Annotated in this window: 25 protein-coding genes; 14 read left to right on the top strand and 11 right to left on the bottom strand. The window is 65.2% G+C overall.

The features are described 5' to 3' along the window. Nucleotides 1-55 precede the first annotated feature (55 nt). From RIA72_RS12155 to murA, 3 genes are all read left to right on the top strand, one after another. A complete protein-coding gene (locus RIA72_RS12155) occupies nucleotides 56-787 on the top strand; it encodes an SDR family oxidoreductase (protein WP_350032319.1) in 732 nt (243 codons plus the stop codon). Then, nucleotides 781-1386, top strand: coding sequence for a 2-hydroxychromene-2-carboxylate isomerase (locus RIA72_RS12160; protein ID WP_350032320.1), 606 nt, complete (start codon nucleotides 781-783; stop codon nucleotides 1384-1386). Before RIA72_RS12155 ends, RIA72_RS12160 begins: the two co-directional genes overlap by 7 nt. Nucleotides 1387-1602: 216 nt before the next feature. Further along, complete coding sequence (gene murA, locus RIA72_RS12165; RefSeq protein ID WP_350032321.1) at nucleotides 1603-2886, top strand: UDP-N-acetylglucosamine 1-carboxyvinyltransferase; 1284 nt, start codon at nucleotides 1603-1605, stop codon at nucleotides 2884-2886. Here murA and RIA72_RS12170 read toward each other — a convergent pair. The 5 genes from RIA72_RS12170 to RIA72_RS12190 form a co-directional block, all read right to left on the bottom strand. After that, complete coding sequence (locus RIA72_RS12170) at nucleotides 2873-4138, bottom strand: alpha/beta hydrolase family protein (protein WP_350032322.1); 1266 nt, start codon at nucleotides 4136-4138, stop codon at nucleotides 2873-2875. The two genes, murA and RIA72_RS12170, sit on opposite strands and share 14 nt — an antisense overlap. 39 nt (nucleotides 4139-4177) lie before the next feature. Next, the gene (locus RIA72_RS12175) at nucleotides 4178-5146 is read right to left on the bottom strand and encodes a DMT family transporter (RefSeq protein WP_350032323.1); all 969 of its coding nucleotides are present in this window, start codon (nucleotides 5144-5146) and stop codon (nucleotides 4178-4180) included. Continuing rightward, complete coding sequence (locus RIA72_RS12180) at nucleotides 5143-6153, bottom strand: threonine aldolase family protein (protein ID WP_350032324.1); 1011 nt, start codon at nucleotides 6151-6153, stop codon at nucleotides 5143-5145. The genes RIA72_RS12175 and RIA72_RS12180 overlap by 4 nt, the downstream gene beginning before the upstream one ends. A gap of 85 nt (nucleotides 6154-6238) precedes the next feature. Next, nucleotides 6239-6424, bottom strand: a complete 186-nt coding sequence (locus RIA72_RS12185; protein WP_350032325.1) for a hypothetical protein — start codon at nucleotides 6422-6424, stop codon at nucleotides 6239-6241. Between the two features lie 205 nt (nucleotides 6425-6629). Continuing rightward, nucleotides 6630-7847 (bottom strand): argininosuccinate synthase, encoded by a 1218-nt coding sequence (locus RIA72_RS12190; RefSeq protein ID WP_350032326.1) that lies wholly within the window; start codon nucleotides 7845-7847, stop codon nucleotides 6630-6632. A 198-nt stretch (nucleotides 7848-8045) separates the two neighbouring features. On the opposite strand from RIA72_RS12190, the gene RIA72_RS12195 reads away from it, so the two are divergent. The 3 genes from RIA72_RS12195 (at nucleotide 8046) to RIA72_RS12205 (ending at nucleotide 11539) form a co-directional block, all read left to right on the top strand. Further along, the gene (locus RIA72_RS12195; protein WP_350032327.1) at nucleotides 8046-8885 is read left to right on the top strand and encodes an energy transducer TonB; all 840 of its coding nucleotides are present in this window, start codon (nucleotides 8046-8048) and stop codon (nucleotides 8883-8885) included. A gap of 87 nt (nucleotides 8886-8972) precedes the next feature. After that, nucleotides 8973-11045, top strand: coding sequence for a S46 family peptidase (locus RIA72_RS12200; protein ID WP_350032328.1), 2073 nt, complete (start codon nucleotides 8973-8975; stop codon nucleotides 11043-11045). A gap of 44 nt (nucleotides 11046-11089) precedes the next feature. Beyond that, nucleotides 11090-11539: a DUF1801 domain-containing protein gene (locus tag RIA72_RS12205; protein WP_350032329.1), complete on the top strand. Its 450-nt coding sequence runs from the start codon at nucleotides 11090-11092 to the stop codon at nucleotides 11537-11539. Nucleotides 11540-11550: 11 nt separating this feature from the next. On the opposite strand, the gene RIA72_RS12210 is transcribed toward RIA72_RS12205, so the two are convergent. From RIA72_RS12210 to RIA72_RS12230, 5 genes are read right to left on the bottom strand one after another with little or no spacing between them, the layout of a single operon-like run. Further along, nucleotides 11551-12174 (bottom strand): DJ-1/PfpI family protein, encoded by a 624-nt coding sequence (locus RIA72_RS12210; protein WP_350032330.1) that lies wholly within the window; start codon nucleotides 12172-12174, stop codon nucleotides 11551-11553. A 54-nt stretch (nucleotides 12175-12228) separates the two neighbouring features. Next, on the bottom strand, nucleotides 12229-13503 hold the full coding sequence (locus RIA72_RS12215) for a class I SAM-dependent methyltransferase (protein ID WP_350032331.1): 1275 nt from the start codon (nucleotides 13501-13503) through the stop codon (nucleotides 12229-12231). Between the two features lie 39 nt (nucleotides 13504-13542). Beyond that, entirely contained in the window at nucleotides 13543-14301 is a 759-nt protein-coding gene (locus RIA72_RS12220; protein WP_350032332.1) for a molybdopterin-binding protein, read from the bottom strand. An 8-nt stretch (nucleotides 14302-14309) separates the two neighbouring features. Beyond that, nucleotides 14310-15158, bottom strand: a complete 849-nt coding sequence (locus RIA72_RS12225; RefSeq protein WP_350032333.1) for a cytochrome b/b6 domain-containing protein — start codon at nucleotides 15156-15158, stop codon at nucleotides 14310-14312. Between the two features lie 30 nt (nucleotides 15159-15188). Continuing rightward, nucleotides 15189-16895 carry a class I adenylate-forming enzyme family protein gene (locus tag RIA72_RS12230; RefSeq protein ID WP_350032334.1) on the bottom strand — a complete coding sequence of 569 codons (1707 nt, stop codon included), beginning with the start codon at nucleotides 16893-16895 and terminating at the stop codon, nucleotides 15189-15191. Between the two features lie 77 nt (nucleotides 16896-16972). Between RIA72_RS12230 and lgt the strand changes: the two genes are divergently transcribed. The 6 genes from lgt (at nucleotide 16973) to RIA72_RS12260 (ending at nucleotide 23068) form a co-directional block, all read left to right on the top strand. Next, nucleotides 16973-17848: a prolipoprotein diacylglyceryl transferase gene (gene lgt, locus RIA72_RS12235; RefSeq protein ID WP_350032335.1), complete on the top strand. Its 876-nt coding sequence runs from the start codon at nucleotides 16973-16975 to the stop codon at nucleotides 17846-17848. Continuing rightward, the gene (locus RIA72_RS12240; protein ID WP_350032336.1) at nucleotides 17835-18905 is read left to right on the top strand and encodes a class I SAM-dependent methyltransferase; all 1071 of its coding nucleotides are present in this window, start codon (nucleotides 17835-17837) and stop codon (nucleotides 18903-18905) included. The genes lgt and RIA72_RS12240 overlap by 14 nt, the downstream gene beginning before the upstream one ends. Further along, complete coding sequence (locus tag RIA72_RS12245; protein WP_350032337.1) at nucleotides 18902-19420, top strand: GNAT family N-acetyltransferase; 519 nt, start codon at nucleotides 18902-18904, stop codon at nucleotides 19418-19420. The genes RIA72_RS12240 and RIA72_RS12245 overlap by 4 nt, the downstream gene beginning before the upstream one ends. Next, nucleotides 19417-20181, top strand: coding sequence for a peptidoglycan editing factor PgeF (gene pgeF / locus RIA72_RS12250; RefSeq protein ID WP_350032338.1), 765 nt, complete (start codon nucleotides 19417-19419; stop codon nucleotides 20179-20181). The genes RIA72_RS12245 and pgeF overlap by 4 nt, the downstream gene beginning before the upstream one ends. Before the next feature lie 117 nt (nucleotides 20182-20298). Next, nucleotides 20299-21705: an SLC13 family permease gene (locus tag RIA72_RS12255; protein ID WP_350032339.1), complete on the top strand. Its 1407-nt coding sequence runs from the start codon at nucleotides 20299-20301 to the stop codon at nucleotides 21703-21705. 70 nt (nucleotides 21706-21775) lie between these two features. After that, on the top strand, nucleotides 21776-23068 hold the full coding sequence (locus RIA72_RS12260) for a cystathionine gamma-synthase family protein (RefSeq protein ID WP_350032340.1): 1293 nt from the start codon (nucleotides 21776-21778) through the stop codon (nucleotides 23066-23068). Nucleotides 23069-23436: 368 nt separating this feature from the next. Here the strand turns inward: RIA72_RS12260 and RIA72_RS12265 are convergent, their stop codons facing one another. Continuing rightward, nucleotides 23437-24168 (bottom strand): HAD family hydrolase, encoded by a 732-nt coding sequence (locus RIA72_RS12265; protein WP_350032341.1) that lies wholly within the window; start codon nucleotides 24166-24168, stop codon nucleotides 23437-23439. Between the two features lie 102 nt (nucleotides 24169-24270). Here RIA72_RS12265 and RIA72_RS12270 point away from each other — a divergent pair, with 102 nt between their 5' ends. Together RIA72_RS12270 and RIA72_RS12275 are read left to right on the top strand one after the other, a co-directional pair. Further along, nucleotides 24271-25377 (top strand): ABC transporter permease, encoded by a 1107-nt coding sequence (locus tag RIA72_RS12270; RefSeq protein ID WP_350032342.1) that lies wholly within the window; start codon nucleotides 24271-24273, stop codon nucleotides 25375-25377. Next, nucleotides 25377-26231 (top strand): ABC transporter ATP-binding protein, encoded by an 855-nt coding sequence (locus tag RIA72_RS12275; protein WP_350032343.1) that lies wholly within the window; start codon nucleotides 25377-25379, stop codon nucleotides 26229-26231. The genes RIA72_RS12270 and RIA72_RS12275 overlap by 1 nt, the downstream gene beginning before the upstream one ends. Nucleotides 26232-26233: the final 2 nt, after the last annotated feature.

Below are 26233 nucleotides of genomic sequence, written 5' to 3' on the forward strand. Positions count from 1 at the left end.
TCGCTTGTCACTATGATTATCATAGTTACTATCGGGTGCAAGAGGAGATTCGCTGATGCCCCATCCCGCCGCCGTCATTATCGGCGCAGGCGACGCAACCGGCGGCGCGATAGCCCGGGCCTTTGCCGCCGAAGGCCTGGTCGCCTGCGTCAACCGCCGCCCCCGCAATGGCGAGCAGCTGGAAGCGCTGGCCCAATCGATCCGCGACGCGGGGCATCGGGCGCGCGCCTATCCCGCCGACGCCCGCGACGAGGAAGCAATGATCGCGCTGTTCGATCAGGTCGAAGCCGAGGTCGGCCCGGTCGAGGTCGCGGTTTTCAACATCGGCGCCAATGTGAATTTCCCGATCACCGAAACGACGCTGCGCGTTTACACGAAAGTCTGGGAAATGGCGTGCCTCGGCGGTTTCCTGATGGGGCGCGAGGCGGCAAAGCATATGACGCCGCGCGGTCGCGGCACAATCATCTTCACCGGGGCTACGGCCAGCTTGCGCGGGGGTCCGGGCTACGCCGCCTTTTCGGGCGCGAAGGGGGCGCTGCGGATGCTCGCGCAGTCGATGGCGCGCGAACTGGGGCCGCAGGGCATCCATGTCGCGCACACCGTGATCGACGGGGCGATCGATACCGACTTCATCCGGGGCCGCCACCCCGATTTCGACCATGCAAAGGCGCAGGATCTCGTTCTGAATCCCGAGGCCATCGCCGCCAATTATGTGATGCTCCACAAACAGCCGAGGAGCGCGTGGACCCACGAACTCGACCTTCGCCCCTGGGGAGAAAAATGGTGACGAAAAACCTCGAACTCATCTTCGATTTCGGCAGCCCCAACGCCTATCTGGCGATGAAGGCACTGCCGGACCTGCTCGACCGAACGGGCGCCGAACTGGTCATCACCCCCTGTCTGCTGGGCGGCATTTTCAAGGCGACAGGCAATAAGGCGCCGATGATCCAATATGCCGATGCTCCGGCGAAACTGGCCTATGAGCATTTGGAGATGCGGCGCTTTATCGAACGCCACGGCCTGACGCGCTTTCGCCTGAACCCGCATTTTCCGGTCAACACGCTGACGATCATGCGCGGCGCGATCGTCGCCGAAGACGAAGGCCATCTGGACGAATATGTCGATGCGGTGAACCGCGCAATGTGGGAAGAAGGGCTCAAGATGGACGATGCCGACGTCATTTCCACCTTCCTCTCGGCCAATGGTTTCGACGGCCCCGCGCTGCTCGCGCGGGCACAGGAAGCGGAGATCAAGGCCCGGCTTGCCGCCAACACCGAAGACGCGGTAGCGCGCGGTGTCTTCGGCATCCCGACCTTCTTTGTCGGCGACGAGATGTTTTTCGGCAAGGATCGGCTGCATCAGGTCGAAGAGGCGCTGGGCAGTTAAAAAATGAGGGGACCAGTCATATTTCGGTGAATCCCAACCATTCCCTTATTCGTCATCCCGGCGAAGGCCGGGATCTCTTCCTGTCGGAATGACGCGTCGGCGAGATCCCGGCCTTCGCCGGGATGACGATCGAATATAGGTCGGCCTTCGGCCCTCTTGCGGCGCCACCCCCACCGCTTCGCTTGCACGGCCCCGTGCATCCGCTAAAGACCCTGCATGGATCAAATCGTCATTCGCGGCGGCCAGCGACTCTCCGGCCGCATTCCCATTTCCGGTGCCAAAAACGCGGCGCTCACGCTGCTGCCCTGCGCGCTTCTGACCGACGAGCCGCTGACCTTGCGCAACCTGCCGCGGCTCGCCGATGTCGACGGGTTCGGGCATTTGCTCAACCAGCTTGGCTGTTCGACGACGATCGAGGGATCGCGGCCCGAGGATTTCGGGCGCGTGATGACCGCGCGCGCAACGACACTGACCTCGACCGTCGCGCCCTATGACATCGTCCGCAAGATGCGCGCGTCGATCCTCGTGCTCGGCCCGCTGCTCGCGCGCGCGGGCGAGGCGACGGTGTCGCTGCCCGGCGGCTGCGCGATCGGCAACCGCCCGATCGACCTGCATTTGAAAGCGCTGGAGGCGTTCGGTGCCGAGATCGAGCTGGCGTCGGGCTATGTGAAGGCCGTTGCCCCCGGCGGCCGCCTCGCGGGCGGCAAATTCACCTTCCCCGTCGTGTCGGTCGGCGCGACCGAAAATGCCGTCATGGCGGCGGTGCTCGCCAAGGGCACCTGCGTGCTCGAAAATGCAGCGCGCGAGCCCGAGATCGTCGACCTGTGCAACTGTCTGGTCGCGATGGGCGCGCATATCGAAGGCATCGGCACCGAAACGCTGACGATCGAAGGGGTCGACCGGCTGCACGGCGCGACCTATCGGGTGATGGCCGACCGGATCGAGGCGGGCAGCTATGCCTGCGCCGCGGTGATTACCGAGGGCGATGTGGAGCTGATCGGTGCCAAGGCGTCGGAAATGGAAGCCACGCTGTCCGGCCTGCGCGACGCGGGCGCGACCGTCGAAGAAACCAAGGGCGGCATCCGCGTCGCCATGTCGGGCCGCGCAGAACCGGTGACGCTGTCGACCGCGCCCTACCCGGGCTTTGCGACCGACATGCAGGCACAGTTCATGGCGATGGCGACGCTGGGCAAAGGCGCATCGCTGTTCACCGAAACGATTTTCGAGAACCGCTATATGCATGTTCCCGAACTCGCGCGCATGGGATGCGACATCCAGGTCAAGGGCCGCACCGCGGTCGTGCGCGGCGTCGACCATCTGGTTGGCGCGCCGGTGATGGCGACCGACCTTCGCGCGTCGATGAGCCTGATCATCGCGGGGCTGGCGGCGCAGGGCGAAACGCAGGTCAACCGCGTCTACCACCTCGATCGCGGTTATGAGCGACTGGAGGAAAAGCTCCAGGCCGTCGGCGCCGACATCGAGCGGATCAGCGCGGGCTAAGCCGCTCGGCGCGGCCATAGGTGCCGCCTGTACGGCCTTTGATCCAGTCGCCGAGCAGCTTCAAATAGCCGTCGGTGATGCGCGTCGCGCGGCGGCTGCCATCGGCGGCGGTCGTATATTCGAACATGCCGTGGTCGGTGTCGGGGAAGAGATAGACGTCGACCGTCTTGCCCTCGCTCGCAAGTCCTAGCAGCGCGCCCCGCGTCGTTTCAATCGGCGCCTCTCGATCCTCGCCCGCGAGCACCCACAGCAAGGGGGCATCGAGCTTTCGCAGCGCAGCGACCGCATCATAATCCCAGATCAGTTCGAGATTGTCGAAGCGCGCGCGCCCGACGCGGCGCAGTTCGTCGTTCGACATGCGCGCGATCACCCCGCTATGTTCGCCCTCGATCCTCGCCGTCCACGCCAGGCCGGCCATCTCGCGCCGCACGGCATCAAGGGCATCATAACCCTCGGTGAAGTTCGACAGCAGCAGCGCCGCCGTCGCCTCCGAAAGCCGGCCGACCAGCGCCTCGGCATCCTTTCCCAGCCCCGCCGCGCGCACTTCGGACACCATCTGCTCGCGATCCTCCTCGATCGGCGATGCGACAAGCCCGAACCCGACCGCCACGAAATCGGCAGGCGTCAGCGTCGCCGCGCGCGGCGCAACCCAGCCGCCCTGGCTGCCGCCGAAGAACCCCGCACGCCCGGTGCGTCCGGGCAGCATCGAACGCGCCTTATCGAGCGCCGCGGCGGCATCGCTCGCAAGCAGCTCGAAATTCTGAGTATATTCGCCCTCCGACGCGCCGGTGCCACGCTTGTCATAAACAAAGACCGAAATCCCCTGCGCGGCCATCGCATAGCCATAGAGGCCGCCGATCGGCGAGGAGCGTTCGGAGCCGTGAACCATGACGACGAGCGGCCGCTGCGGGTCGTCACCCGGCGGCTCTATCAACACCCCGTTGAGCCGGCTTCCCACGCTGGCAAAGGTCGCCGGGGTTTCGCGAAAGGCGATCGGTTTCCACGCCTGACCCTGCACGTCGATGCTTGCCGCACCACAGCGCAGCGGCGCCGCCGGATCGGAGGTCGCCCCACGCCGACCGTCGCGAAACTGATAACGCAGCGCGGGCGCCGCTACCGCGGGCGAAGGAACCAGCACGACAAAATCGCCATCGGGGGCGGCGTAAGTCGCGGGGTGGCAGGCCGGCTGCGCCCACGCGGGCACCGACAGGAACACGGCAAGAAATGCGAGCGCGGGGGGAAGAATCTTCATGACACCGTGTTATCTATACAACACAGCTAGCGCAACACCCTATGGCCCCTCGTCACCCGGCTTGACCGGCAGCGAAACCATATTGCCGCTGACCGACGGTTTATCCGGACGCTTGACCACCGCGATCACCAACCCGACGAGCGCAATCGCTCCCCCCGCGATCGAGAGCATCGCCCAGCGATACCCCTCAAAGGCGGTCGAGATGCCCATGGCGATAATCGGGATCAATACGCTCGACCACGCCGCTTGACCCGGCCCGACCGCGCGAATGACGTTGAAATAGAGCGGAAAGGTCACGGCGCTCGCGATGATGCCGAGATAGAGGACGCCGCCCAGATAGGTGGCGGTCGGCTCGATCACCGGCGGCCCGGTGGTGATCCACGCATAGCCGCCGTCGGCGAGCGCGCCGAACGCCATCGCCCACGCGATCATCACGACCATCGGCTGCGCGCGCGCGATCGTCGTCCCCTGCATCACGTTGGCGGTCGACGCGCTCAGAACACCCGCAAGCGTCAACGCGGTACCGATCAGCACCTCGCGCGCGCCCACAGCTGCGGCGCGATATTCCTGCGCGATCATCAGCGCGACACCGACGATGGCGATCCCCGCGCCGGCGAGAAACCGCCCTTCGAGCGGCGTCTTCAGAAACGCGCGCCCCAGCAGCGTGTTAGGGACGATCAGCAGCGCGAACAGCACGGCGACGAGGCCGGAGGTGATATGCTGTTCGGCGCGATAGACAAAATTGAAGTTGATCGTGAACTGGGCGATGCCGAGTACCGCGGCAAAGATCAAAGCCCTGGGTTCCAGCCACAATTTTTCCCGCCGCACCGCGGCGAAGGCGAACATCGCCGCGGCCGCAACCGCGAAGCGATACGTCACCGACCAGCTGGGCGGCACGATGCCGAGCTGTCCCTTGATGACAATCCACGTCGACCCCCAGATCAGCGTCACCAGCGCAAAGGGCAGCAGCACCCGCGGGCTCAGCAGGGTCGGCGGAGTAGCGGTCACAGCGCGCGGATCGCAGCGGCGAGCGGCGCGACCGCCGCGGCGTCCTGATCCCAGCTGACGACCAGGCGTGCCGCGCCCTCGCCCCAATCATAGAAATCGAATCCCGCCCTGCGCAGCCCCGCGGCTTCGCTGGCCGTCAGGCGGACAAACAGTTCATTGGCCTCGACCGGGTACATCAGCCGATTACCGCACGCTTCGGCAAGCCGGGCCGCGCCCGAATTGGCCGCACGCGCATTGGCGAGCCACAGATCGTCCGTCAGCATCGCGCGGATCTGCGCCGCAACGAAGCGCCCCTTGCTGAGCAGGTGCCCCCCGCGCTTCTTGAGCTCGCGCACCCCAGCCCCGCCGCTCTCGCCGAAAAAGACGATCGCCTCGGCCATCATCGCGCCATTTTTGGTAAAACCGAACGACAGCGCGTCGACCCCGGCGCGCCACGTGGCATCGGCGGGCGCGCAGCCCAGAAAGGCGACCGCATTGGCGAATCGCGCACCGTCCATATGGAGCTTCAGCCCCTTGCTGCGTGCAATCTCGCTGATCTCGGCGACTTCGTCCGGCCGCCACGCGAGTCCATATTCGGTCGCGTTGGTGATGCTGACCGCGGCGGGCTGGACCTGATGCACATCCTGCCGGATTCCCGCGATCCGCGCCTTCAGCGCCGCGGTGTCGATCTTGGCGCCTTGGCCAGGAAGCGGCATCAGCGTGGCGCCGCCCGAATAAAAGGTCGGCGCGCCGCATTCGTCGACTTCGATATGGGCTTCCTCGTAGCAGAGAATCCCCTGCCACGGTCTGACGAAGTGCGCGAGGATGATGCTGTTCGCCGCTGTGCCGGTCGATACCCAGACAACCTCGCATTCGGTTTCGAACAGGTCCGAAAAGGCCGCGTCGAGCGACCGGCTGATGGCATCCCCGTCATAAGCCGTATCGACGTGGTTGGCGGCAACCAGCGCGTCCATTACTGCGGGATGGACGGTGGCGGCATTGTCGGAGAAAAATCGGGTCGCTGTCATGCCCCGCGCCTTAGCGCAGGTCGGAGCCGCTTGCTAACGCTTCCTTTTCTTGCGTTCGCCCTGCCACGGCCGACGCCGGCTGCCGTCAGTCGCGGGCACGTCGGTAGATGTTCTTGCCGATCGAGCGGGAGCGCCGCACGAAGTATGGACCGGGGAGAATCCAACGCCGCTGAACACCATAGCCGCCAACCAGCAGCGCCCAGCGCGGCAGGACGATCCAGCACGGTCGCCATTCATCGCCAGCGATCTCGGAACCTTGCTTTTCGAGCATGGGCCATCATCCACCCTGTGGTTGCCCCCCCGAAATCAGTTCATAGTCTATCCTGCCCGATCATGGCAGCGCGGCGCGCGCAGGTCAGCCCAAAAGACGCCCGGCGAGCCGCAGATTCGTGGTTCGCCGGCGCTTTGGTGACTGGGAGCATCGAACCGAGACCGCGCGCCGCCCACCTCGCTGATGCAAGCGCGGCGCCGCGGTCTCATCCGCCCTGCTTTGCCAGCAGTTTCAGCCGCAGGGCGTTCAATTTGATGAAGCCTGCCGCGTCCTTCTGGTCGTAGGCGCCGGCGTCGTCCTCAAAGGTCACATGGCGCTCGCTGTACAGGCTGAACGGAGATTTGCGGCCGACGACGCTGGCACTGCCCTTGTAGAGCTTGAGGCGGACGGTGCCCTTCACATTGGCCTGGCTATGGTCGATCGCCGCCTGCAGCATCTCGCGCTCGGGCGCGAACCAGAAGCCGTTGTAGATGAGCTCGGCATATTTCGGCATCAGCTCGTCCTTGAGGTGCGCCGCGCCGCGATCGAGCGTGATGCTTTCGATGCCGCGATGCGCGCGCGCATAAATCTCGCCGCCCGGCGTTTCGTACATGCCGCGCGATTTCATGCCGACGAAGCGATTTTCGACAAGGTCGAGGCGGCCGATGCCATGCTTGCGGCCAAGGTCGTTCAAGGCCGCGAGCAACGTCGCCGGCGACATCGCCTGCCCGTTAAGCGCGACGCCGTCGCCGCGCTCGAAATCGATCGTGATATATTCGGGCGTGTCGGGCGCGTCCTCGGGATTGACCGTGCGCGAATAGACATAGTCGGGCGTCTCTTCCCACGGGTCCTCGAGCACCTTGCCCTCCGACGAGGTGTGGAGCAGGTTCGCGTCGGTGCTGAACGGGCTTTCGCCGCGCTTGTCCTTCGGCACCGGAATCTGGTGCTTTTCGGCCCAGGCGATGAGCGCGGTGCGGCTCGTCAGGTCCCAATCGCGCCACGGCGCGATCACCTTGATGTCGGGGTTGAGCGCATAGGCGCTGAGTTCGAAACGCACCTGGTCATTGCCCTTGCCGGTCGCGCCATGCGCGACGGCGTCGGCGCCCGTTTCCCTCGCAATTTCGACCAGCCGCTTCGAAATCAGCGGCCGCCCGATCGACGTGCCGAGCAGATAATCGCCCTCATACCGCGCATTGGCGCGCATCATCGGGAAGACGAAGTCGCGCACGAACTCCTCGCGCAGATCGTCGATATAGATATGCTCGGGCTTGATCCCCATCAGCTCGGCCTTGGCGCGCGCGGGCTCCAGCTCCTCGCCCTGCCCCAGATCGGCGGTGAAAGTGACGACCTCACAGCCATAGGTGACTTGCAGCCATTTCAGGATGACGCTGGTGTCGAGACCGCCCGAATAGGCGAGGACAACGCGTTTGATGGAATCGGACATGGCTGCACCTTGATCGTGTGGGATGACGCGGGCGCGGCTAGCAGTCCTTCCCCCACGACGCAACGCCTGCCAGCAAAGAGAAATCGCCGCCATGGCTGCAGAACGGAACACGCATTTCCTGCGACTTGGCAGCACCCCGAGACACGCCGTTCAAAGCCAAAGACTTGACGCACATCTCATCTTCCGGAAACTGCCGCAATGCGAACTCCTTACCTTTCGGCTTGGGCCCTGCCGCTGTTGGCGGCTTGCTTGTTTGCAGCTCCCGCCGCTGCCGCCCCAGCGGCGAAAGTCTGGCAACCATCGGGACCGACAAATCTCCATCAACAACCCGAATACTGTACGCTCTCGCGCAGCTTTGTTCTCGGCGAAGAGACGATTCTTCTCCAGTTCCGGTCAGGCTTCTCGCTCGCGACGTATCAAACGACGCTGGCCAGCCTGACGGCATTGGATAAGGGTCGGTCGGGCAAGGTCGAGCTAACACTCGCCGGACAGGATATGACCGGAGATTTCGATGCGCAGGCTGGCCGTGTGCCGGGCCGCAATGAACGCTTTCTCCATTGGTATTCGCATGATTTTTACCTTCCCGGCATGGTGTCGGAAGATCAGATATTTCGCATTTCCAACGGAAGTCTGACCCTCGATCTGCATTGGACTGGCGCGGGCGAGGCCTTTCGCCAGTTTGCGCGATGTCAGGATGCGACGCTCGCTGTGTTGGGGATGGATGTTGCGGCCATGCGCGCGATTCCTGCCGCGCCCAAGCCAGCCAATTTTCCGGGCATGTGGGCGACCAGCAACGACTATCCGCCCGCAGCACGCCGGGCCCGAATGGAAGGGGAAGTCGATTTCCTGTTGACCGTCGGACCGGACGGCGCCGTCGCCGATTGCCGCATCGTGCGGTCAAGCGGACATCAGGACCTCGACCAGCGGACATGTTCTCTGTTGCGGCAGCGCGCGAAATTCGCGCCGGCGCGCGGCGCCGATGGTGAAATGGTGACCGGCTATTACCTTAATCGGCTTCGCTGGAAATTGCCCCATTGATCATCCTTGCCCGCCACATATGGCTTGGCGGCCCGCGCAGGCCTCGTTAGTGTCAAAAGATACTACATCTCATCCACGGGGAGTTTCATGCGCCTGACCCTTGCTTTCGCTTCCGTCGCCGCGGCCGCCTTTGCCGCCGCCACGCCCGCTGCCGCCGAAGAAGGCATGTGGACCTTTGACGCGGTGCCGACCGACGCGATCAAGGCGGCCTATGGCTGGGCGCCCGACCAGAAATGGCTCGACCATACGCGCGCGTCGGCGGTGCGGCTGACCGGGGGCTGTTCGGCATCCTTTGTGTCGCCCGACGGGCTGATCCTGACCAACCATCATTGCGTCGTCGGCTGCCTGCAAAATCTGTCGAGCGCCGACAATGATCTGGTCGCAGGCGGGTTCAACGCCGCCGATCGCGCCCGCGAGCTGAAATGCCCCGGCCAGCAGGCCGAGGTCGTCACGTCGATCACCGATGTTACCGGAGAGATTTCGAAGGCGATCGGCAGCCTGACCGGCGAAGCGCTGGTCAAGGCGCGCGACGCGCGGATCGCAGAGATCGAGGCGGCGGGCTGCACCGACCGCGAAAAGACACGCTGCCAGGTCGTCATCCTGTTCGGCGGCGGCCAGTACAAGCTCTATCAATATCGCAAATACAGCGATGTCCGCATTGCCTGGGCGCCCGAATTTCAGGCCGCCTTCTTTGGCGGCGATCCCGACAATTTCAACTTTCCGCGCTATGCGATGGATGCGGCGTTCCTGCGCGCCTATGAAGGCGGCAAGCCCGCCGCGACGCCAACGCATCTGAAATGGAACCCGCGCGCGCCGCAGGAAGGCGAAATCACCTTCGTCGTCGGCAACCCCGGATCGACCCAGCGCCTGCTGACCGAAGCACAGCGCAGCTTTGAACGCACTGAGCGCCTGCCGCTCACCCTGCTTCTGCTCTCCGAATATCGCGGGCGGCTGATCGCCAAGATGGAGGAAAGCCCCGAAAAGGCGCGCGAAGGCGGCGACGAGCTGTTCGGGGTCGAAAACAGCTTCAAGGCGCGGTCTGGCCAGCTTCGCGCGCTGAACGATGCGGCCTTCACCGCCAAGCTCGCGGCCGAAGAGGCGGCGCTGCGCCAGCGCGTCAAGGGCAATGCCGAAATCGGCGATCCCTGGACCGAGATCGAGGCCGCGGTCGCGACCCGCCGCAACCATTATCTCGACAGCAGCTTCCTCGAACGCGGCCCGGCGTCCTTCTCGACCCTCGCGGGCTATGCCCAGACGCTGGTGCGCGCCGCCGCCGAACGCGCGAAACCCAACAGCGAACGGCTGCCGGGCTATACCGATTCGGCGCTGCCGCTGACCGAAAAGCGGCTGACCGACGCGGTGCCGACCTATGGCTGGATGGAAGAATTGGGCGTCAGCTTCTGGGCCAGCAAGGCGCGCGAATATCTGGGCACCGACAATGGCGACATGCAGGCGCTGCTGGGCAAGGAAAGCCCCGAGGCGCTGGCCAAGCGGCTGGTCGAGGGCACGAAGCTGGCCGACCCCGCCTATCGCAAGCAGTTGTGGGAAGGCGGCGCGGCGGCGATCGCGGCGTCGGACGACCCGATGATCCGGTTTTTCGTGAAGCTCGACCCGCGTTCGCGCGCGATCAAGGCGGCGTTCGACCGCGATTATGACGCCCCGGTCACCGCGGCGCAGGCGCGGCTCGCGAAGGCGCGCTTCGCCGCCTATGGCGACGCGCTCTATCCCGACGCGACCTTTACGCTGCGCCTGTCCTATGGCCGGGTGCAGGGATGGGCCGAACGCGGCAAGCCGGTTCCCGCCACGACGGTGATGGGCGGCACCTATGACCGCGCGACGGGGCAGCTTCCCTACAAGCTGGCCGACGGCTTCGTGAAGGCAGAGGCGCGGATCGACAAGAATGCCGTTTATGACTTTGTGTCGACCAACGACATCATCGGCGGCAATTCGGGATCGCCCGTGATCGCGCGCGACGGCAGCGTCATCGGCACCGCGTTCGACGGCAATATCCATTCCCTGGGCGGCTCTTTCGGTTATGATGGAAGTCTTAATCGCACCGTCTCGGTTTCGACGGGTGCGATTCAACAGGCGCTGGACGTGATCTGGCCCGCCCCCGCGCTGTCGGCCGAACTGAACGGCGGAAAGCGCCGCAAGCGGTAAGGCGCGCGTCCCGCGAACGCCCCGGATGGGCGAAGGGGGATGCGATGGCAAAGGCCGAACTCAAGACCAGGGCGACCGAAGTTTCGGTCGCCGACTTCATCGCCGCCGTGCCCGACGCGCGGCGGCGCGAGGAAGCGGCGGAGGTCGACGCGATCCTCCGCCGCGTCACCGGGCTGGAGCCGAAGATGTGGGGTCCCTCCATCATCGGCTATGGCAGCTATGACTATGTCTATGACAGCGGCCGGTCGGGAACGATGTGCCGCGCCGGTTTCAGCCCGCGCAAGGCGGCGATGACCCTCTATCTGATGGGCAATTATTGCGGCCGGCAGGCAGAGGCCGACGCGCTGTTCGCGCGGCTCGGCAAACATAAGAGGGGCAAGGCCTGCCTGTATATCAACAAGCTGTCCGATGTGAATGCAGACGCACTCGAACAATTGGTCGCGCTCGACTGGGCGACGATGAATGCGCGCTATCCCGAAGGCGAGGTCGGCTAGCCTCCTCCCCCCTATGCTGCCGCCCGGCCCGCCGTGCCGGACAGCCAAGGGACGATCGCCGCCATTGCGCGGGCGACATATTCCTCCTTCTCGCCCACCGGCGCGACATAGTGCATCGCCGCTTCGGCATCGGCGCGCGAGGCGCCGCGCGCGATCATCCAGCTTGCCAGATATTGCGACGCCAGACAGCCGCCCGCGGTCGCGACATTGCCATGCGCGATGAAGGGCGCGTCGATGACCGTCACCCCCGCCTCGATCACCCAGGGCTTTGTCGTGAGGTCGGTGCAGGCGGGAAGCGCGCCGATCAGCCCCAGCTTCGCCAGCAGCAAGGTGCCCGAACATTGGGCGCCGATGATCTGGCGCGCGGGGTCGAGCCGGATGCGGTTCAGCAGCGCGGCGTCGGCGGCAATGTCGCGGGTATAAATGCCGCTGCCGATCAGCACGGCGTCGGCTTCGCCCGCAAATTCCAGCGGCTTTTGTGCCTCGACCGTGACGCCGTTCATCGACGTCACCCGCGCGGCTGGCGCGGTGATATGGGCGGCCCAGCCCTTTACCTTCATGCGGTTGAGGATCGCGGCGGCGATGAAGCTGTCCAGTTCGTTGAACCCTTCAAATGTCAAAACCGCAATCTGCATGTTCGCTTCCTGTAGGCTGTGGAAGGCCGGTCTTTAGGCGAGAGCGGCCCCGGATCAAGTCCGGGTGACGATGGGATCGCCCTGGTTCAGCATGGCCCGATAGCGAGCCTCCGCCGCCGCCATATAATCGCGGGTGAGCGGCAGTGCGTGGCGGCTGCGCGCGAACTGGACCTGATAATTGCCCATGCCGCCGCTTTCGAACGCCGCGGTCGCGCCGGCGAGGTAAAAGGTCCACATGCGGAAAAACCGCTCGTCCATCATCGCGACGATGTCACCGCGATGCGCGAGCGTGCGGGCATACCATTGGCGCAGCGTCAGCGCATAATGAAGCCGCAGCGTTTCGACGTCGGTGACGATCAGCCGGCTTTTCTCGCTGGCCGCCAGCGTCTCGCTGAGCGCCGGAATATAGCCGCCGGGGAAAATATATTTGCGCGTGAAGGCGTCGGTCGAGCCGGGACGCCCGAAGCGCCCGATCGTGTGGAGCAGCATCACTCCGTCGGCGGTCATCAGATTGGCGGCGGCGCGAAAGAAGGTGTCGAAATTGCGCGCGCCGACATGCTCGAACATGCCAACCGACACGATGCGGTCGAACGCACCCGGCTCGCGCGCCGCGAGGTCGCGATAATCGACCAGTTCAAAGGTCACACGGTCAGCCAGCCCCTCCGCCGCCGCGCGCTGCCGTGCCAGCGCCAGCTGTTCCTCAGACAGGGTGATGCCGTGAACGCGGACGTCGGCAAGCTTGGCCAGCGTGATCGCCATGCCGCCCCAGCCGCAGCCGATGTCGAGCACGCGCTGCCCCGGCGCGAGCGCAAGCTTGGCCGCGATATGCGCCTTTTTCGCCGCCTGCGCTTCCTCCAGCGTCATGTCCGCGCGCGGCCAGTAGGCGCAGCTATATTGCATGTCGCTGTCGAGGAAGAGGCGGTAGAGGTCGTTGCCGATGTCGTAATGATGCGCGACATTGGCGCGCGAGCGGCCGCGACGATTGATCGAATTGATCCGCGTCTTCGCCCAGTCGAGCGCTCGCCCGGCGGGCCCGCGATCCTTGAGCTTGCTGCCGCGGTCCCACGGCGTGTTCATCCGCAGGAGCTGAATCAGCTCCATGATATCGCCCTGTTCGATCTGCATGTCGCCGTCCATGAAGGCTTCGGCGGCGCCAAGGCGCGGGTCGAGGATGATGCGGCGCATCCCCTTGGCACTGGCGAAGCGCAGGACAACTTCCGGAAAACCCGGCGCGGGTTCGCCGAACAGCTCCTGCGTGCCGTCGGGCGCGATAACGGTCAGACGCCCGTGGCGGATGACGCGCGAGAGAAAGGGACGAAGGATCGACATGGCGGGGGAGAGCCTCCTCTATATCGGGTGCGATTCCAATCAGATCCCCGCATACCATTCATAATCGACACGGTCCTCCCAATATCCGCCCTTGCCCGCGCCGATCCCGTCGAGACTGGCGACGGCCTCTATTCCGGTCAGATATTTGGCATGTTTATAGCCAAGCTGGCGCTCGATCCGCAGGCGCAGCGGCGCGCCATTGGCGATCGGCAGCACTTCGCCATTCAGCGCCCAGGCAAGGATGGTCTGCGGGTGCAGCGCGTCGACCATGTCGCAGCTTTCATAATAAAGATCATCACCGATCCGGTCGGCGCAGCGAAAGACGATGTAGCGCGCGCTGTCGCGCACCCCGGCCGCCGCCAGGACGCGCGCCAGGGGCACGCCCGTCCACTCGCCGATCGCGCTCCACCCTTCGACACAGTCGTGACGCGTGATCTGTGTGCGCTGCGGCATCGCGCGAATGTCGGCGAGCGACAATGACAATGGCCGCGCCACCAGTCCCGTCACCGCAATGCGCCAGTCGGCGAACCCGCGCGCGGCGTGCGCGGCATAGGCTTCGCCGGGCGGCAGGCTTGTCCCGTTCGAGCGGAACACCGGCGACAGGTCGGCGCGCGTGAACTCGCGCGCCAGCGCATTGCGGTCCATCAATGCGCGCTGGCTGGCGCGGTTCATCTCTTCGCCCATCGACAATATCTTGCGCACTGCGGGTGCGTCGTTGATCGCATCGCACGCGCCGAGCAGCGGCAGTGCCGCAGCGAGCCCGCCCGCGCGGACGATGAGCTCGCGGCGCGGCATCATCACCCTGCTCATTTCGCTTTCTCCGCGGGCAGGCGGAACCAGCCCGTCACCATCGATCGCAGCTCGTTTACCGGGCCCGCGAGCAGCACCATGACGATATGAACGAGGAAGAAAGCGACAAGCGCCCAAGCGAGGATGAAGTGGAGCGAGCGTGCCGACTGGCGCCCGCCGAACAGGTCGAGCAGCCACGGTGCCGCCGCATTGATTCCCGGCGACATGGTCAGCCCCGTCGCGATCATCAGCGGCAACAGGACGAAGACGACGCCGATATAACTCAGCTTCTGGAGGATATTATACCGCGCCGCCGCCTCACCCTTCGGAAAACGGAGCCGTGCATGGTCCCGAATATCCTGCCAGATATGGCGCGGCGACCATTCGTGACGGCGGACATGCAGGTCCTTTTTCAGATGGCCGCCGATCACCGTCCACAGCATGTAGAGCGTCAGGCTGATCGCGAGCACCCAGGCAAAGAACAGGTGCCAGCGCCGCCCGTCGGCCAGGCTGTAGCGCGTCGGGATCGTCGCCCAGCCGGGAAAGGCCCAGGTCTTTTCCACGCCCGCCGCATCGGTCCAGCGACCCAGCACCCCGGTCGTATCGAAACGCGCGCTGCCGATCCGCAAATAGCCCGTATCCGCCGTCGATCCGATCGCGAGCCAGGCGGGATCGCTGTTCGCGCCATAATCGCCCCAGTAAAGCCGCGGGTGCGCGTTGAAGATCATCAGTCCGCTCATCAGCAGGACGAGCAGGGTGACGGCGTTCACCCAATGCCAGATGCGCGTCGGCAGCCGGTGGCGATAGACGCGTTCCGGCTGGCGCGGGGATGACGGATCGGGGGTGGAAGCGTCGGGCTCGGCCATATCTTCCCTTCGCTCCTTCACCCCGTCCGGTTACGCCGCGACCTCCGCGACATATTCCTCGCGATAGCGGTTGCGCAGGCTGACCTTGTCGATCTTTTCGCTGCCCAGCTTGGGCAGCGCATCGCTCGCCATCCAGATGCGACAGGGTATCTTATAGGGCGCCAGCCGTGCCTTCAGAAATTCGGTCAGCGCATCGGCATCGACCTCGCTGCCCGGCGCCATCCACACGACCGCGCCGACCACTTCGCCCAGCCGTTCGTCGGGAAGGCCGAACACCGCGCATTCGCTGGCGTCGGGATGCTCGTAGATCGCGGCCTCGACCTCCTGACAGCTGATATTCTCGCCCCCGCGGATGATGATGTCCTTCTTGCGGTCGACGATGAACAAATAGCCGTCTTCGTCGAGATAGCCGAGGTCGCCGGAGCGGAAATAGCCATTGGAAAAAAAAGCCGCCTTGGTCGCTGCTTCATTGTTCCAATAGCCTTCGAAATTGGCGACCGAACGGATGCACACTTCGCCCACGCTGCCCTGCGGCAGGTCATTGCCCTCATCATCGAGGATCGCGAGATCGACGAGCGGCTTCGACGCCGGGCCGGTCGAAAGCGGCTTTTCGAGATAATTTTCGTTGAGGTTGCCACAACCGACTGCGTTGGTTTCGGTGAGGCCATAGCCGAGCAGCGGCTTGCCCCCGCCCATCCCTTCGGCGATGCGCTTCACATGTTCGGGCGGGCGCGGGGCGCCGCCCGCGGCAAAGCTTTTGCACGTCGACAGATCATATTTCGACCGGTTGGGATGGACGAGCATTTCGTAACTCATCAGCGGCACGCCGACGAAATAATTGACCTGCTCGTCCTGGATCAGCCGCATCGCCTCTTCGGCATTCCATTTGGGCATCAGCACCAGCTTGCGGCCCAACGCCACACTTTGCATGAAAACGGGGATTTCGGCGGTGACGTGGAACAAGGGCGTGCACACCAGCGTCGCGGGTTGCAGGTCGGACATCTGGCCATCCTCGGTCAGCAGATGCACGATCGTCGCGGTCTGGGTGATATAGTTGAATATCCCCTGCACCACCGCCTGATGCCGCGAATAGGCCCCTTTCGACTGGCCGGTCGAGCCCGAGGTGAAGAGGATGGTCGCCAGATCGTCGCCGTTCAGCGAAGGCAGTACCGTGTCGGGGCCGCCGCCCGCCGAGGTGATCGGCGCGGTCGCCTCTGCGATCGGGCGGGTGATGTCGAGCGTTATGACCTGCGCGCCATGCTCGACCTCTGCCAGCCGCGCCGCGCGCTGCGGATCGGCGATGACCAGCTTTGCCTCGCTATCGGCGATCCCGGCGGCCAGTTCGCCGCCCTGCCACCAGCCGTTGAGCAGCGTGGCGCAGCCGCCCGCCATCAATATGCCGAGATAGGTGACGCACCATGCGTTGGCGTTGCGCATCGCAAGTGCGACGCGGTCGCCGCGCTCGACGCCATGGCCGTCGACGAGCCCCGCCGCCACGGCACGCGCGGCGGCATAGACCTGTTTGAAGCTCAGCCGCTCCTCGCCCTCGACCAGAAAGGTCGCATCGCCATGTTGCGCACAAAAATAGGCGACATAGTCGGCGAGATTCGTCGGCGCATTGGTAATGAAGGGAAGCTCGCGCCCAAAGCGTTCGACGGACCCGACCTGGATCGGTCCGCCCGGACCGGTGATCAGATTATAGGCGGCTTCCAGGCGCAAATCGAGCGCTGATGGCATCGTGTATCTCTCCTCTTGGTCTCGCTCGCCTTACCCCTTATGGGGAGGCCTCTCCTGGGGAAGGATCGCGCGACAATATGTTTCTTTTTGCAACCTTGGCCGAAGCAACGCAATATCTTAACTTTGAAGATATGATGGGCCCGAACAGCGAGATCGCGTTCAGCGTCTTTGGCCTGCCGATCCGCTGGTATGCGCTGGCCTATCTCGCCGGGATTTTCGTCGGTTACTGGTATTTGCTGAAACTGATCGCGCAGCCCGGCGCCCCGATGGCGCGGCGCCACGCCGACGACATGATCTTCTATGCCATGCTCGGCATCATCCTCGGCGGGCGGCTTGGCTATGTACTCTTCTATAATCTCGGCGCCTATCTGGCCGACCCGCTGTCGATCTTTAAATTGTGGGACGGCGGCATGTCGCTCCATGGCGGCGTCGTCGGCGTGCTCATCGCAATCTGGTATGTGACGCGGAAGGACAAGCTCAGCTTTCTGCGCTTTTGCGACTATATCGCGTGCGTCGTCCCCTTCGGCCTCTTTTTCGGCCGCCTCGCCAATTTCGTGAACGGCGAATTGTGGGGCCGCGCGACAACCGTACCGTGGGCGATCGTCTTTCCGGACAGCGGCACGATGGACCCGCGCCACCCGAGCCAGCTTTACGAAGCCGGGCTCGAAGGCCTGCTGATGATGGCGATCCTCGCCTTTTTCTTCTGGCGCACCGATGCGCGCTACAAGCCGGGTTTCCTGTTCGGCATGGCGGCGATCATCTATGGGCTCAGCCGCTTCGCCGTCGAGTTCGTGCGCGAACCCGATATCCAGCTCGGCACGCTCCCGTGGGGACTGACGATGGGGCAGACGCTGACCGTCCCGATGCTGGTCGCCGGCGTCTGGCTGGTCGCGACGTCAAAAGCGCGCCGGCAGCGAGTGGAGCCGATCGCCGGGCCCGATGCCATTGCCTGACGGACCTCCGACGCCTGCGCAGCTGATCGGGGACATCGCGGCGGCGCGGCCGGTGACGGTCGCCGATTATATGGCGGCGGCGAACAGCCATTATTATGCGACGCGCGACCCCCTCGGCGCCGCTGGCGATTTCACCACCGCGCCCGAGATCAGCCAGATGTTCGGCGAGATGATCGGCATCTGGATCGCCGACCTGTGGACGCGCGCCGGCCGCCCCGCCTTCCGCTATGTCGAACTCGGTCCCGGCCGCGGTACGCTCGCCGCCGATGCGCTGCGCACGATGGCGCGCTTCGGCTGCCATCCCCTGGGCATCGACCTTGTCGAAACGAGCCCGGCGCTTCGCGCCGCCCAGCTCGTCCGCCTTCCCGCCGCCGTGCACCACGACGAAATCGATGCGCTGGCACAGGATGTGCCCCTGCTGATCGTCGCCAACGAGTTTTTCGACGCCCTGCCCATCCATCAATATATCCGCACGCCCGACGGCTGGCGCGAACGCATCATCCTATGCCGTGACGGGGTCTTGTCGGCGGTCGCGGGCGATGTCCCGGCCGAAGCGGCCATCGCCCCCGCGCTGCGGGACGAGGCCGAAGGAACGATTGTCGAAACGATGCCTGCCGCCGCCGCGATCATGCAGCGCTGCGCATTCCGTCTCGCGCGGCAGGGCGGCGCCATGCTGGCGATCGATTACGGGTATAGCGGCCCTGCGGCGGGCGACACGTTGCAGGCGGTAAAGGCGCACCGCTTCGCCAACACCTTCGCCGATCCGGGCGAGGTCGATCTGACCGCGCATGTCGATTTTTCGGTCCTCGCCCATGCCGCGCGCGCGGGCGGCGTCGCCGTCGCGGGACCGGTCGGCCAGGGCGCGTGGCTCAAGCGCATGGGGATCGACGCCCGGCTGGAGGCGCTTGCCGCGGCCGCCCCCACCCGCGCCGCCGAACTGCGCGGCCAGCGCGACCGGCTGGTGAACGCCGATGCCATGGGCGACCTGTTCAAAGCGATCGCCTTCACCCCCCACCACTGGCCCGCCCCCGCCGGGTTTGCAGGAGAAACGCAATGACCGCCATTCAAATGGCCGAAGCCGCCGACGCCGAAGCCATCAGCCACTTTGCCGAGGCATCGTTCAAGCATACATTCGCCCATCTTTACGACCCCGCCGATCTTTCGGCGTTCCTTGCCGACTGGAATCCCCCTGCCCGCATTCGCGCCCAGATTGCCGACCCCGGCTACGCCCTTGCGCTGGTGCGCGGCGATGGCGGTTCGATCGCGGGTTTCATCAAGATGGGACCGGTCGATTTCGACCTCCCCTCCGATCAACCGCGCGACGATGCGGTCGAGCTTCACCAGCTTTACGTTGCCGAAAGCGCGAAGGGCACCGGCGTTGCCAGGGCGCTCATGGACTGGGGCATCGCCTGGGCGCGGGCGCGCGCATCGACCCTCTATCTGTCGGTCTTTGTCGACAACGACCGCGCGCAGGCCTTCTACCGCCGCTACGGCTTCTACGATGTCGGCCGCAACGCCTTCCGCGTCGGCAATCACATCGACGAGGACCGCTTCTTCCGGCTCGATCTATGACCACGCCCTTCGTCACCGCACCGACGCTGGACGGGATCGCGCACGGCTTCTTTGGACGCCGCGGCGGCGTCTCCACGGGTGACCTCGCCTCGCTCAACTGCGGCCTTGGATCGGGCGACGACCCGGCGTTGATCGACGAGAACCGGCGGCGCGTCGCCGCGGCCGTGCTCCCCGGCGCGGCGCTGACCGGGCTCTATCAGGTTCACGGCAATCGCTGCATCCTTGTCGATGAATGCAGCGACCTTGCCGCGCGGCCCGAAGCCGACGCGCTCGCGACGCGCACGCCCGGCATATTGCTCGGCATATTGACCGCCGATTGCGTGCCGGTGCTCTTTGCCGACCGCTCGGCCGGCGTCGTGGGCGCCGCCCACGCCGGGTGGAAAGGTGCGCTCGCCGGCGTCACCGATGCCACGCTGGACGCCATGGAAAGCATCGGGGCCGACCGCGCCCATATCGTTGCCGCGATCGGGCCGTGCATCGGCCGTGCATCCTATGAGGTCGACGATACCTTCGTGCAGCGCCTCGTCGCCGACGATCCTGCGAACGAGCGCTTCTTCGCTGCGGGCAAGCCGGGCCATGCGATGTTCGACATCGCCGCTTATGTCGCCGCGCGCCTCGCCGCCGCGGGGATCGCGCGAATTGCCATCGGTGGGCAGGATACCTATGCCTTGCCCCAGGATTATTTCAGCTATCGCCGCGCGTGCCACAAAGGGGAAAACACCTATGGCCGCCAATTGTCGGTGATCGGGTTGGCAAAATAGCCGACATCCAATAGCCGTCATCCCGGCGAAGGCCGGGATCTCGACCTGGCACGATAGGGCACCGATGAGATTCCGGCCTTCGCCGGGATGACGAATTAAGATGGAAACGGGGGAGCAATGACGCGCACACGCTGGTTGGGATTGGTCGGCGGGCTCGTCGTTTTCTGCCTCATGCTCCTCGCTCCCGCGCCTGCGGGGATGGAACTGACCGCCTGGCGCGTCGCCGCGCTGACCGTGCTGATGGCGATCTGGTGGATGACCGAGGCGCTGCCGCTCACCGTCACCGCGCTTCTCCCTTTCCTGACCGTTCCCGCCTTCGGCGTGATGGACGCCAACGCCATCGCGAAGGAATATTATTCGCCGATCCTGTTCCTGATCCTCGGCGGCGCCTTTCTCGCGCTCGCGATCGAGCGGGTCGGACTGCACCGGCGGCTCGCGCTGGCGCTCCTGAAGCGCGCGCCGCAGACCGCATCGGGCCTGCTCTTTGCCTTCATGGCGGCAACCGCGCTGCTCAGCATGTTCATCTCGAACACCTCGACGACGCTCATCATGATCCCGATCGCCCTCGCCGTCGTGCGCGCGGGCGGCGTGCAGGAGGGGGAGACGAACGGCTTTGCGGGCGCAGTGATGATGGGCATCGCCTTTGCCGCGTCGATCGGGGGGCTCGGCACGCTCGTCGGCAGCCCCACCAACGCCATCGCCGCGGGGCTCATCGAAAAGGCGCTCGGCCTGCGGATCGCCTTCCTCGACTGGGCGATCTATGGCGTGCCGGTCGTGCTACTCTCGGTGCCCGTCGCGATGCTCGCCGTCGCGCGCGTCCAGCGGCTTGCCGACCATCGCTTCGACGGCACCGCCGCCGCGACGGCGCTTGGCAATCAGGCGATCTGGTCGACCGCCGAGCGCCGCGTCGTCCCCATCTTCCTTGCCGTTGTGGCCGCCTGGATGGCGCAGCCCTGGCTCGAACCCTTGCTGCCCGACGGCGCGCTGACCGATGGAACGATTGCGGTCGCGGGCAGCCTTCTGCTCTTCGTCCTGCCCGACGGCACCGGCCGCCCGCTTCTCCTCTGGAAAGAAGCGGACCGCGCACCGTGGGGCGTGATCATGATGTTCGGCGGCGGCCTCGCGCTCGCCGCCGCGATCACGTCGAGCGGGCTTGCCGCCTGGCTCGGCGCGGTGCTGGCACCGCTTGGCAATATGCCGACGATATTGCTCGCCGCCATCATCGTCGCGCTCACCATCCTCGTCACCGAATTTGCGAGCAATGTCGCGACTGCGAGCGGTATCATGCCCGTGCTCGCCGCGCTGATCGCCGCGACCGGCGCCGACCCGATCCTGCTCGCGCTGCCCGTCGCCATGGCCGCGAGCTGGGGCTTCATGCTGCCTTCGGGTACCGGCCCCAATGCCCTCGCCTGGGCGACCGGGCATATCGCCCTGCCGCGCATATTGAAGGCCGGGCTGGCGGTCGATGTCTGCGGCGTTCCGCTGTTGATCGGCACCGTCTGGGCGATTGCGGCGATCGCCTGATCGCTTGTGCAATATAGTTTCAAACGAAACCGCGCGCGCTATAAGAGCGCCAACATTCAAGGAGCATCCCATGGCCATGCGCGGCAAACCCAAGACGAACAGCAAGAAGATCGGCGACAAGGACCTCAATCCCGCGACGCTGATGATGGGGCTCGGCTATGATCCGGTGCTGTCCGAAGGGTCGCTGAAACCGCCGATCTTTCTCACCTCGACCTTTGCCTTTGAAAGCGCGGCGGCGGGCAAGCGATTCTTCGAACATATCACGGGCAAACGCGCGGGACCGGCGGACGGCCTTGTCTATTCGCGTTTCAACGGGCCCAATCAGGAAATTCTCGAGGACCGCCTCTCGGTATGGGACGGCGCCGACGACAGCCTGGTGTTTTCCAGCGGCATGTCGGCGATCGCGACGCTGCTGCTCGCGCTCGTCGGCCAGAATGACGTGATCGTTCACTCGGGCCCGCTCTATGCGGCGACCGAAACGCTGATCGCGCGCATCCTGTCGCGCTTCGGCGTCAGCTTCGTCGACTTTCCGGCAGGCGCGACGCGCGACGACATCGACGTGGTTCTGGCCCGCGCCCAGTCGCTCGCAAACCAAAAGGGCGGCAAGGTCGCGCTCGTCTATCTCGAAAGCCCCGCCAACCCGACCAACGCGCTCGTCGATGTCGAGGCGGTGCGCGACGCGCGCGACGCAGCCTTTCCCGGCGAGCAGAAACCCGCGATCGCGATCGACAACACCTTTTTGGGACCGCTGTGGCAAAAACCGCTCCACCAGGGCGCCGAACTCGTCGTCTACAGCCTCACCAAATATGCTGGCGGCCATTCGGACCTCGTTGCGGGCGGCGTGTCGGGCGATCAGGCGCTGATCGACGCGATCCGCCCGATGCGCAACACGATCGGCACGATCTGCGACCCCAACACCGCGTGGATGCTGCTGCGCAGCCTCGAAACGCTCGAGCTGCGCATGAGCCGCGCGGGCGAGAATGCGCTGAAGGTCTGCACCTTCCTGCGCGATCATCCCAAGGTCGAGGGGCTCGGTTATCTGGGCTTCATTCAGGACGCGCGGCAAAAGGATATTTTCGACCGCCATTGCACCGGTGCGGGATCGACCTTTTCGCTGTTCATCAAGGGCGGCGAGGAAGAAAGCTTCCGCTTCCTCGACGCGCTCAAGATCGCGAAGCTTGCGGTCAGCCTTGGCGGCACCGAAACGCTCGCGAGCCATCCCGCCGCGATGACGCATTTGTCGGTCCCCGACGCACGCAAGAAAGCGCTGGGCATCACCGACAATCTGGTGCGCGTGTCGATCGGCATCGAGGACGCCGACGACCTGATCGCCGACTTCGCGCAGGCGCTGGAGGCGGTGTAGCGCGCACTGCTCGAGCGGCATGGCTGGCAACGACCGGAAGCCGCTCCCAACTCTATCGTCATCCCGGCGCAGGCCGGGATGACGGACCTGAAGATGTCCGCTCCCCACCCCAATCCGGACACCCACGAAAAAAGCGCTGTCCTACATTACCCGGCTGTGCCAGCCTCTGTCTCAGCTCTTTCAATATGTGGCAAAAGCGCCTGCCGCTCGGCGTGGGATGCAGGCACCAAGCGCGCGGCCTGCTACCCGCGGGCGGGAGACAGCCGACCGGGGACTGCACAAGGCTGACCTTTGCTGACCTTTGGACGGATTGCGCGGGGTTGTGTCGACCGCTCCCCAACTCAAAACCGCCCTTCACCGCAGCGCAGTCAACGGCCCCCCTGTTTGCGCGCCCGCCAGTCGATCACCTGCCACCCCATCTTCGGCGCAAGGTGCCGCAATCCCCGCGAGGGCGTCGTCGCCACCGCTTCGTCGGCGAAGTGCAGCATCGGATGGTCGGACACATGATCCGAATAGGCGCGGATATGCGCGTCCTCGCGCGTGATGGCGTTGTCGGCAAGCCAGCCCGAAATGCGCGCGAACTTGGCGTCGCCATAGCAATTGTCGCCCGCAAGCCGCGCATGAATATGATCGGCACCGTCGGGTTCGTCGAGCCGCGTCGCGAGCACATCGTCGATCCCCAGCCGCCGCGCAATCGCATCGACGTACAGATGGAAGGAAGCGGTCGCGAGCAGCAGGCGATAGCCCGCCGCGCGATCGGCGGCAATCTGGTCGAGCGCAGCCGGGTGCACGCCGCGCGCCACGACCTTGTCGGCATAGCTTTCGGCGAGCGGGGCGATTTCGGCACGGCGGAAGCGCTTGCCGACGAGCAGGCGCAAATTGATCGCTTTCAGCCGCGCGCGGTCGATCAGGCGCAGCGCATAGGCCGCACCCGCAATTCCGACCAGCGGAAGCAGCAGCAGCCGCCAAGGCTGGCGCCGCCGCGCAACATGGATCAGGAACCCGCTGTAAGTCCCTGAATGCGTTATCGTCCGGTCCATGTCATAGATGGCGACGCGGTGCGCGTAAGAGGGTATCGGCGAGGCAGGCGGGTCGTCCATGCTCTCTCTTTAGAATGCAGCAGCGCGGTCGCCAAGCAATCCCGCCACCCGCCATGGATTCGCTTGCCGTGCCCCGGCAAATAATCCAATGTCCCCCGCACGATGGTGGCCAGAGCGGATTTCGAACATAGCGAGGGGAGCGGGGGCGCCGAGATTCGCTTTACCGGCCGCCTGACACTGGCGCGCCTTGGCGACCTGCCGGCGCGGATCGAGGCGCTCGGCCCGATCGCAACGCTCGACCTGTCGGCAATCGACCGGATCGATACGGTCGGTGCGTGGGTCGTGACGCGCACCGCCGCCGAACATGGCGCGAAAATCACCGGTGCCAGTACGGACGCCCAGCGCCTGCTCGACGCACTCGCGAGCGACAAGAGCGAATATCGCGTCCACCGCGACCGGCGCCCGGCATGGGTGCGGATGCTCGAACAGGTTGGCGATGCCAGCGTCGCGATCTGGCACGAGCTGCTCGGCATCGTCGGATTTTTCGGCGCAATGATCGTCGCGCTATTCAACCAGATCCGCGCGCGGCGGCGACTGCGCTGGAACGCCATCGTGACGCGGTTCCAGACGGTCGGCGTCGACGCGCTACCGATCATCGGGCTGATGAGTTTCCTGATCGGCATCGTCATCGCGCAGCAGGGCGCGGTCCAGCTTGAACAATTCGGGCTGGAGGTGTTCACCATCAACCTTGTCGGGCGGGCGTCGATCCGCGAACTCGGCCTCCTGATGACCGCGATCATGGTTGCGGGGCGCTCCGGCAGCGCCTTTGCCGCGCAGATCGGCACGATGAAGCTGACCGAAGAGGTCGATGCAATGCGCACGATCGGCGTCTCGCCGATGGAGGCGATCGTGCTGCCCCGCATCGCCGCCTCGACGATCACCATGCCGCTGCTCGGCTTCTATGCCAGCCTGTGCGCAATCGCGGGGGGCGGCGCCTTTGTCTGGATCGGGCTCGACATCCCGCCGCTCACCTATATCCAGCGGCTGCGCGAAATCATCCCGATGACCGATTTCTACATCATGCTGATCAAGGCGCCGGTGTTCGGCATATTGATCGGCGTCACCGGCTGTTACGAAGGGATGCAGGTGCGCCAGAACGCCGAAGAGGTCGGCCAGCGCACGACGTCGGCGGTCGTCGCCGCCATATTCCTGGTCATCGTGCTCGACGCCCTTTTTGCGGTTTTTTTCTCGTCCCTCGGGTGGAATTGATGGCCGAGGAGCAGGAAACCGAAATCCGCGAGGAACTCGCCGCCGCCGACGCGGTGCGTCCCGAGAAGTTCGATCGCGCGATCTGCATCCGCGGGCTTCGCAACCAGTTCGGCGACGCCGTGATTCACGACGGGCTCGACCTCGACGTCTATTCGGGCGAGATATTGGGCGTGGTCGGCGGTTCGGGGACGGGCAAGTCGGTGCTCATGCGCTCGATCATCGGCCTGCAAACCCCGACGGCGGGCGAGATCGAGGTCTATGGCAAGACGCTCGACACCATCGCCGACGAAGAGGAATCGCGCGACCTCCGCCGCCGCTGGGGCGTGATGTTTCAGGGCGGGGCGCTCTTTTCAACGCTGAGTGTTGCCGAGAATATCCAGGTTCCCCTGCGCGAATTCTACCCCCGGCTCGACGCAAAGCTGCTCGACGAGATTGCGGCCTACAAGGTCCAGATGGTCGGCCTGCCGCCCGACGCGGGACCCAAATATCCCGCCGAGCTTTCGGGCGGGATGGTCAAGCGCGCCGGCCTGGCCCGCGCGCTGGCGCTCGACCCCGCGCTGCTTTTCCTCGACGAGCCGACCGCGGGCCTCGACCCGATCGGCGCCGCCAAGTTCGACGAGCTGATCCGCGAGCTTGCCGACACGATGGGGCTCACCGTCTTCCTCATCACGCACGACCTCGACACGCTCTATGCGACGTGCGACCGCGTCGCCGTGCTCGCCGAAAAAAAGGTGATCGCGGTCGGCACTATCCCCGAACTGCTTGCCACCGAGCATCCCTGGATACAGGATTATTTCAACGGACCCCGCGGCCGCGCCGCAGCGAGCGGGAACCAAAGCGCCGCCGCGCGATAGGA

The sequence above is a fragment of the Sphingopyxis sp. genome (genome assembly GCF_040216815.1).
Classification (GTDB): Bacteria; Pseudomonadota; Alphaproteobacteria; order Sphingomonadales; family Sphingomonadaceae; genus Sphingopyxis.

Excerpts from the sequence above, each read along its gene's own strand:
- RIA72_RS12155 (WP_350032319.1), top strand. The coding sequence starts at position 56 with ATGCCCCATCCCGCCGCCGTCATTATCGGCGCAGGCGACGCAACCGGC.
- RIA72_RS12160 (WP_350032320.1), top strand. The coding sequence starts at position 781 with ATGGTGACGAAAAACCTCGAACTCATCTTCGATTTCGGCAGCCCCAAC.
- murA (WP_350032321.1), top strand. The coding sequence starts at position 1,603 with ATGGATCAAATCGTCATTCGCGGCGGCCAGCGACTCTCCGGCCGCATT.
- RIA72_RS12170 (WP_350032322.1), bottom strand. The coding sequence starts at position 4,138 with ATGAAGATTCTTCCCCCCGCGCTCGCATTTCTTGCCGTGTTCCTGTCG.
- RIA72_RS12180 (WP_350032324.1), bottom strand. The coding sequence starts at position 6,153 with ATGACAGCGACCCGATTTTTCTCCGACAATGCCGCCACCGTCCATCCC.
- RIA72_RS12185 (WP_350032325.1), bottom strand. The coding sequence starts at position 6,424 with ATGCTCGAAAAGCAAGGTTCCGAGATCGCTGGCGATGAATGGCGACCG.
- RIA72_RS12190 (WP_350032326.1), bottom strand. The coding sequence starts at position 7,847 with ATGTCCGATTCCATCAAACGCGTTGTCCTCGCCTATTCGGGCGGTCTC.
- RIA72_RS12195 (WP_350032327.1), top strand. The coding sequence starts at position 8,046 with ATGCGAACTCCTTACCTTTCGGCTTGGGCCCTGCCGCTGTTGGCGGCT.
- RIA72_RS12200 (WP_350032328.1), top strand. The coding sequence starts at position 8,973 with ATGCGCCTGACCCTTGCTTTCGCTTCCGTCGCCGCGGCCGCCTTTGCC.
- RIA72_RS12205 (WP_350032329.1), top strand. The coding sequence starts at position 11,090 with ATGGCAAAGGCCGAACTCAAGACCAGGGCGACCGAAGTTTCGGTCGCC.
- RIA72_RS12210 (WP_350032330.1), bottom strand. The coding sequence starts at position 12,174 with ATGCAGATTGCGGTTTTGACATTTGAAGGGTTCAACGAACTGGACAGC.
- RIA72_RS12215 (WP_350032331.1), bottom strand. The coding sequence starts at position 13,503 with ATGTCGATCCTTCGTCCCTTTCTCTCGCGCGTCATCCGCCACGGGCGT.
- RIA72_RS12220 (WP_350032332.1), bottom strand. The coding sequence starts at position 14,301 with ATGATGCCGCGCCGCGAGCTCATCGTCCGCGCGGGCGGGCTCGCTGCG.
- RIA72_RS12225 (WP_350032333.1), bottom strand. The coding sequence starts at position 15,158 with ATGGCCGAGCCCGACGCTTCCACCCCCGATCCGTCATCCCCGCGCCAG.
- RIA72_RS12230 (WP_350032334.1), bottom strand. The coding sequence starts at position 16,895 with ATGCCATCAGCGCTCGATTTGCGCCTGGAAGCCGCCTATAATCTGATC.
- lgt (WP_350032335.1), top strand. The coding sequence starts at position 16,973 with ATGTTTCTTTTTGCAACCTTGGCCGAAGCAACGCAATATCTTAACTTT.
- RIA72_RS12240 (WP_350032336.1), top strand. The coding sequence starts at position 17,835 with ATGCCATTGCCTGACGGACCTCCGACGCCTGCGCAGCTGATCGGGGAC.
- RIA72_RS12245 (WP_350032337.1), top strand. The coding sequence starts at position 18,902 with ATGACCGCCATTCAAATGGCCGAAGCCGCCGACGCCGAAGCCATCAGC.
- pgeF (WP_350032338.1), top strand. The coding sequence starts at position 19,417 with ATGACCACGCCCTTCGTCACCGCACCGACGCTGGACGGGATCGCGCAC.
- RIA72_RS12255 (WP_350032339.1), top strand. The coding sequence starts at position 20,299 with ATGACGCGCACACGCTGGTTGGGATTGGTCGGCGGGCTCGTCGTTTTC.
- RIA72_RS12260 (WP_350032340.1), top strand. The coding sequence starts at position 21,776 with ATGGCCATGCGCGGCAAACCCAAGACGAACAGCAAGAAGATCGGCGAC.
- RIA72_RS12265 (WP_350032341.1), bottom strand. The coding sequence starts at position 24,168 with ATGGACGACCCGCCTGCCTCGCCGATACCCTCTTACGCGCACCGCGTC.
- RIA72_RS12270 (WP_350032342.1), top strand. The coding sequence starts at position 24,271 with ATGGTGGCCAGAGCGGATTTCGAACATAGCGAGGGGAGCGGGGGCGCC.
- RIA72_RS12275 (WP_350032343.1), top strand. The coding sequence starts at position 25,377 with ATGGCCGAGGAGCAGGAAACCGAAATCCGCGAGGAACTCGCCGCCGCC.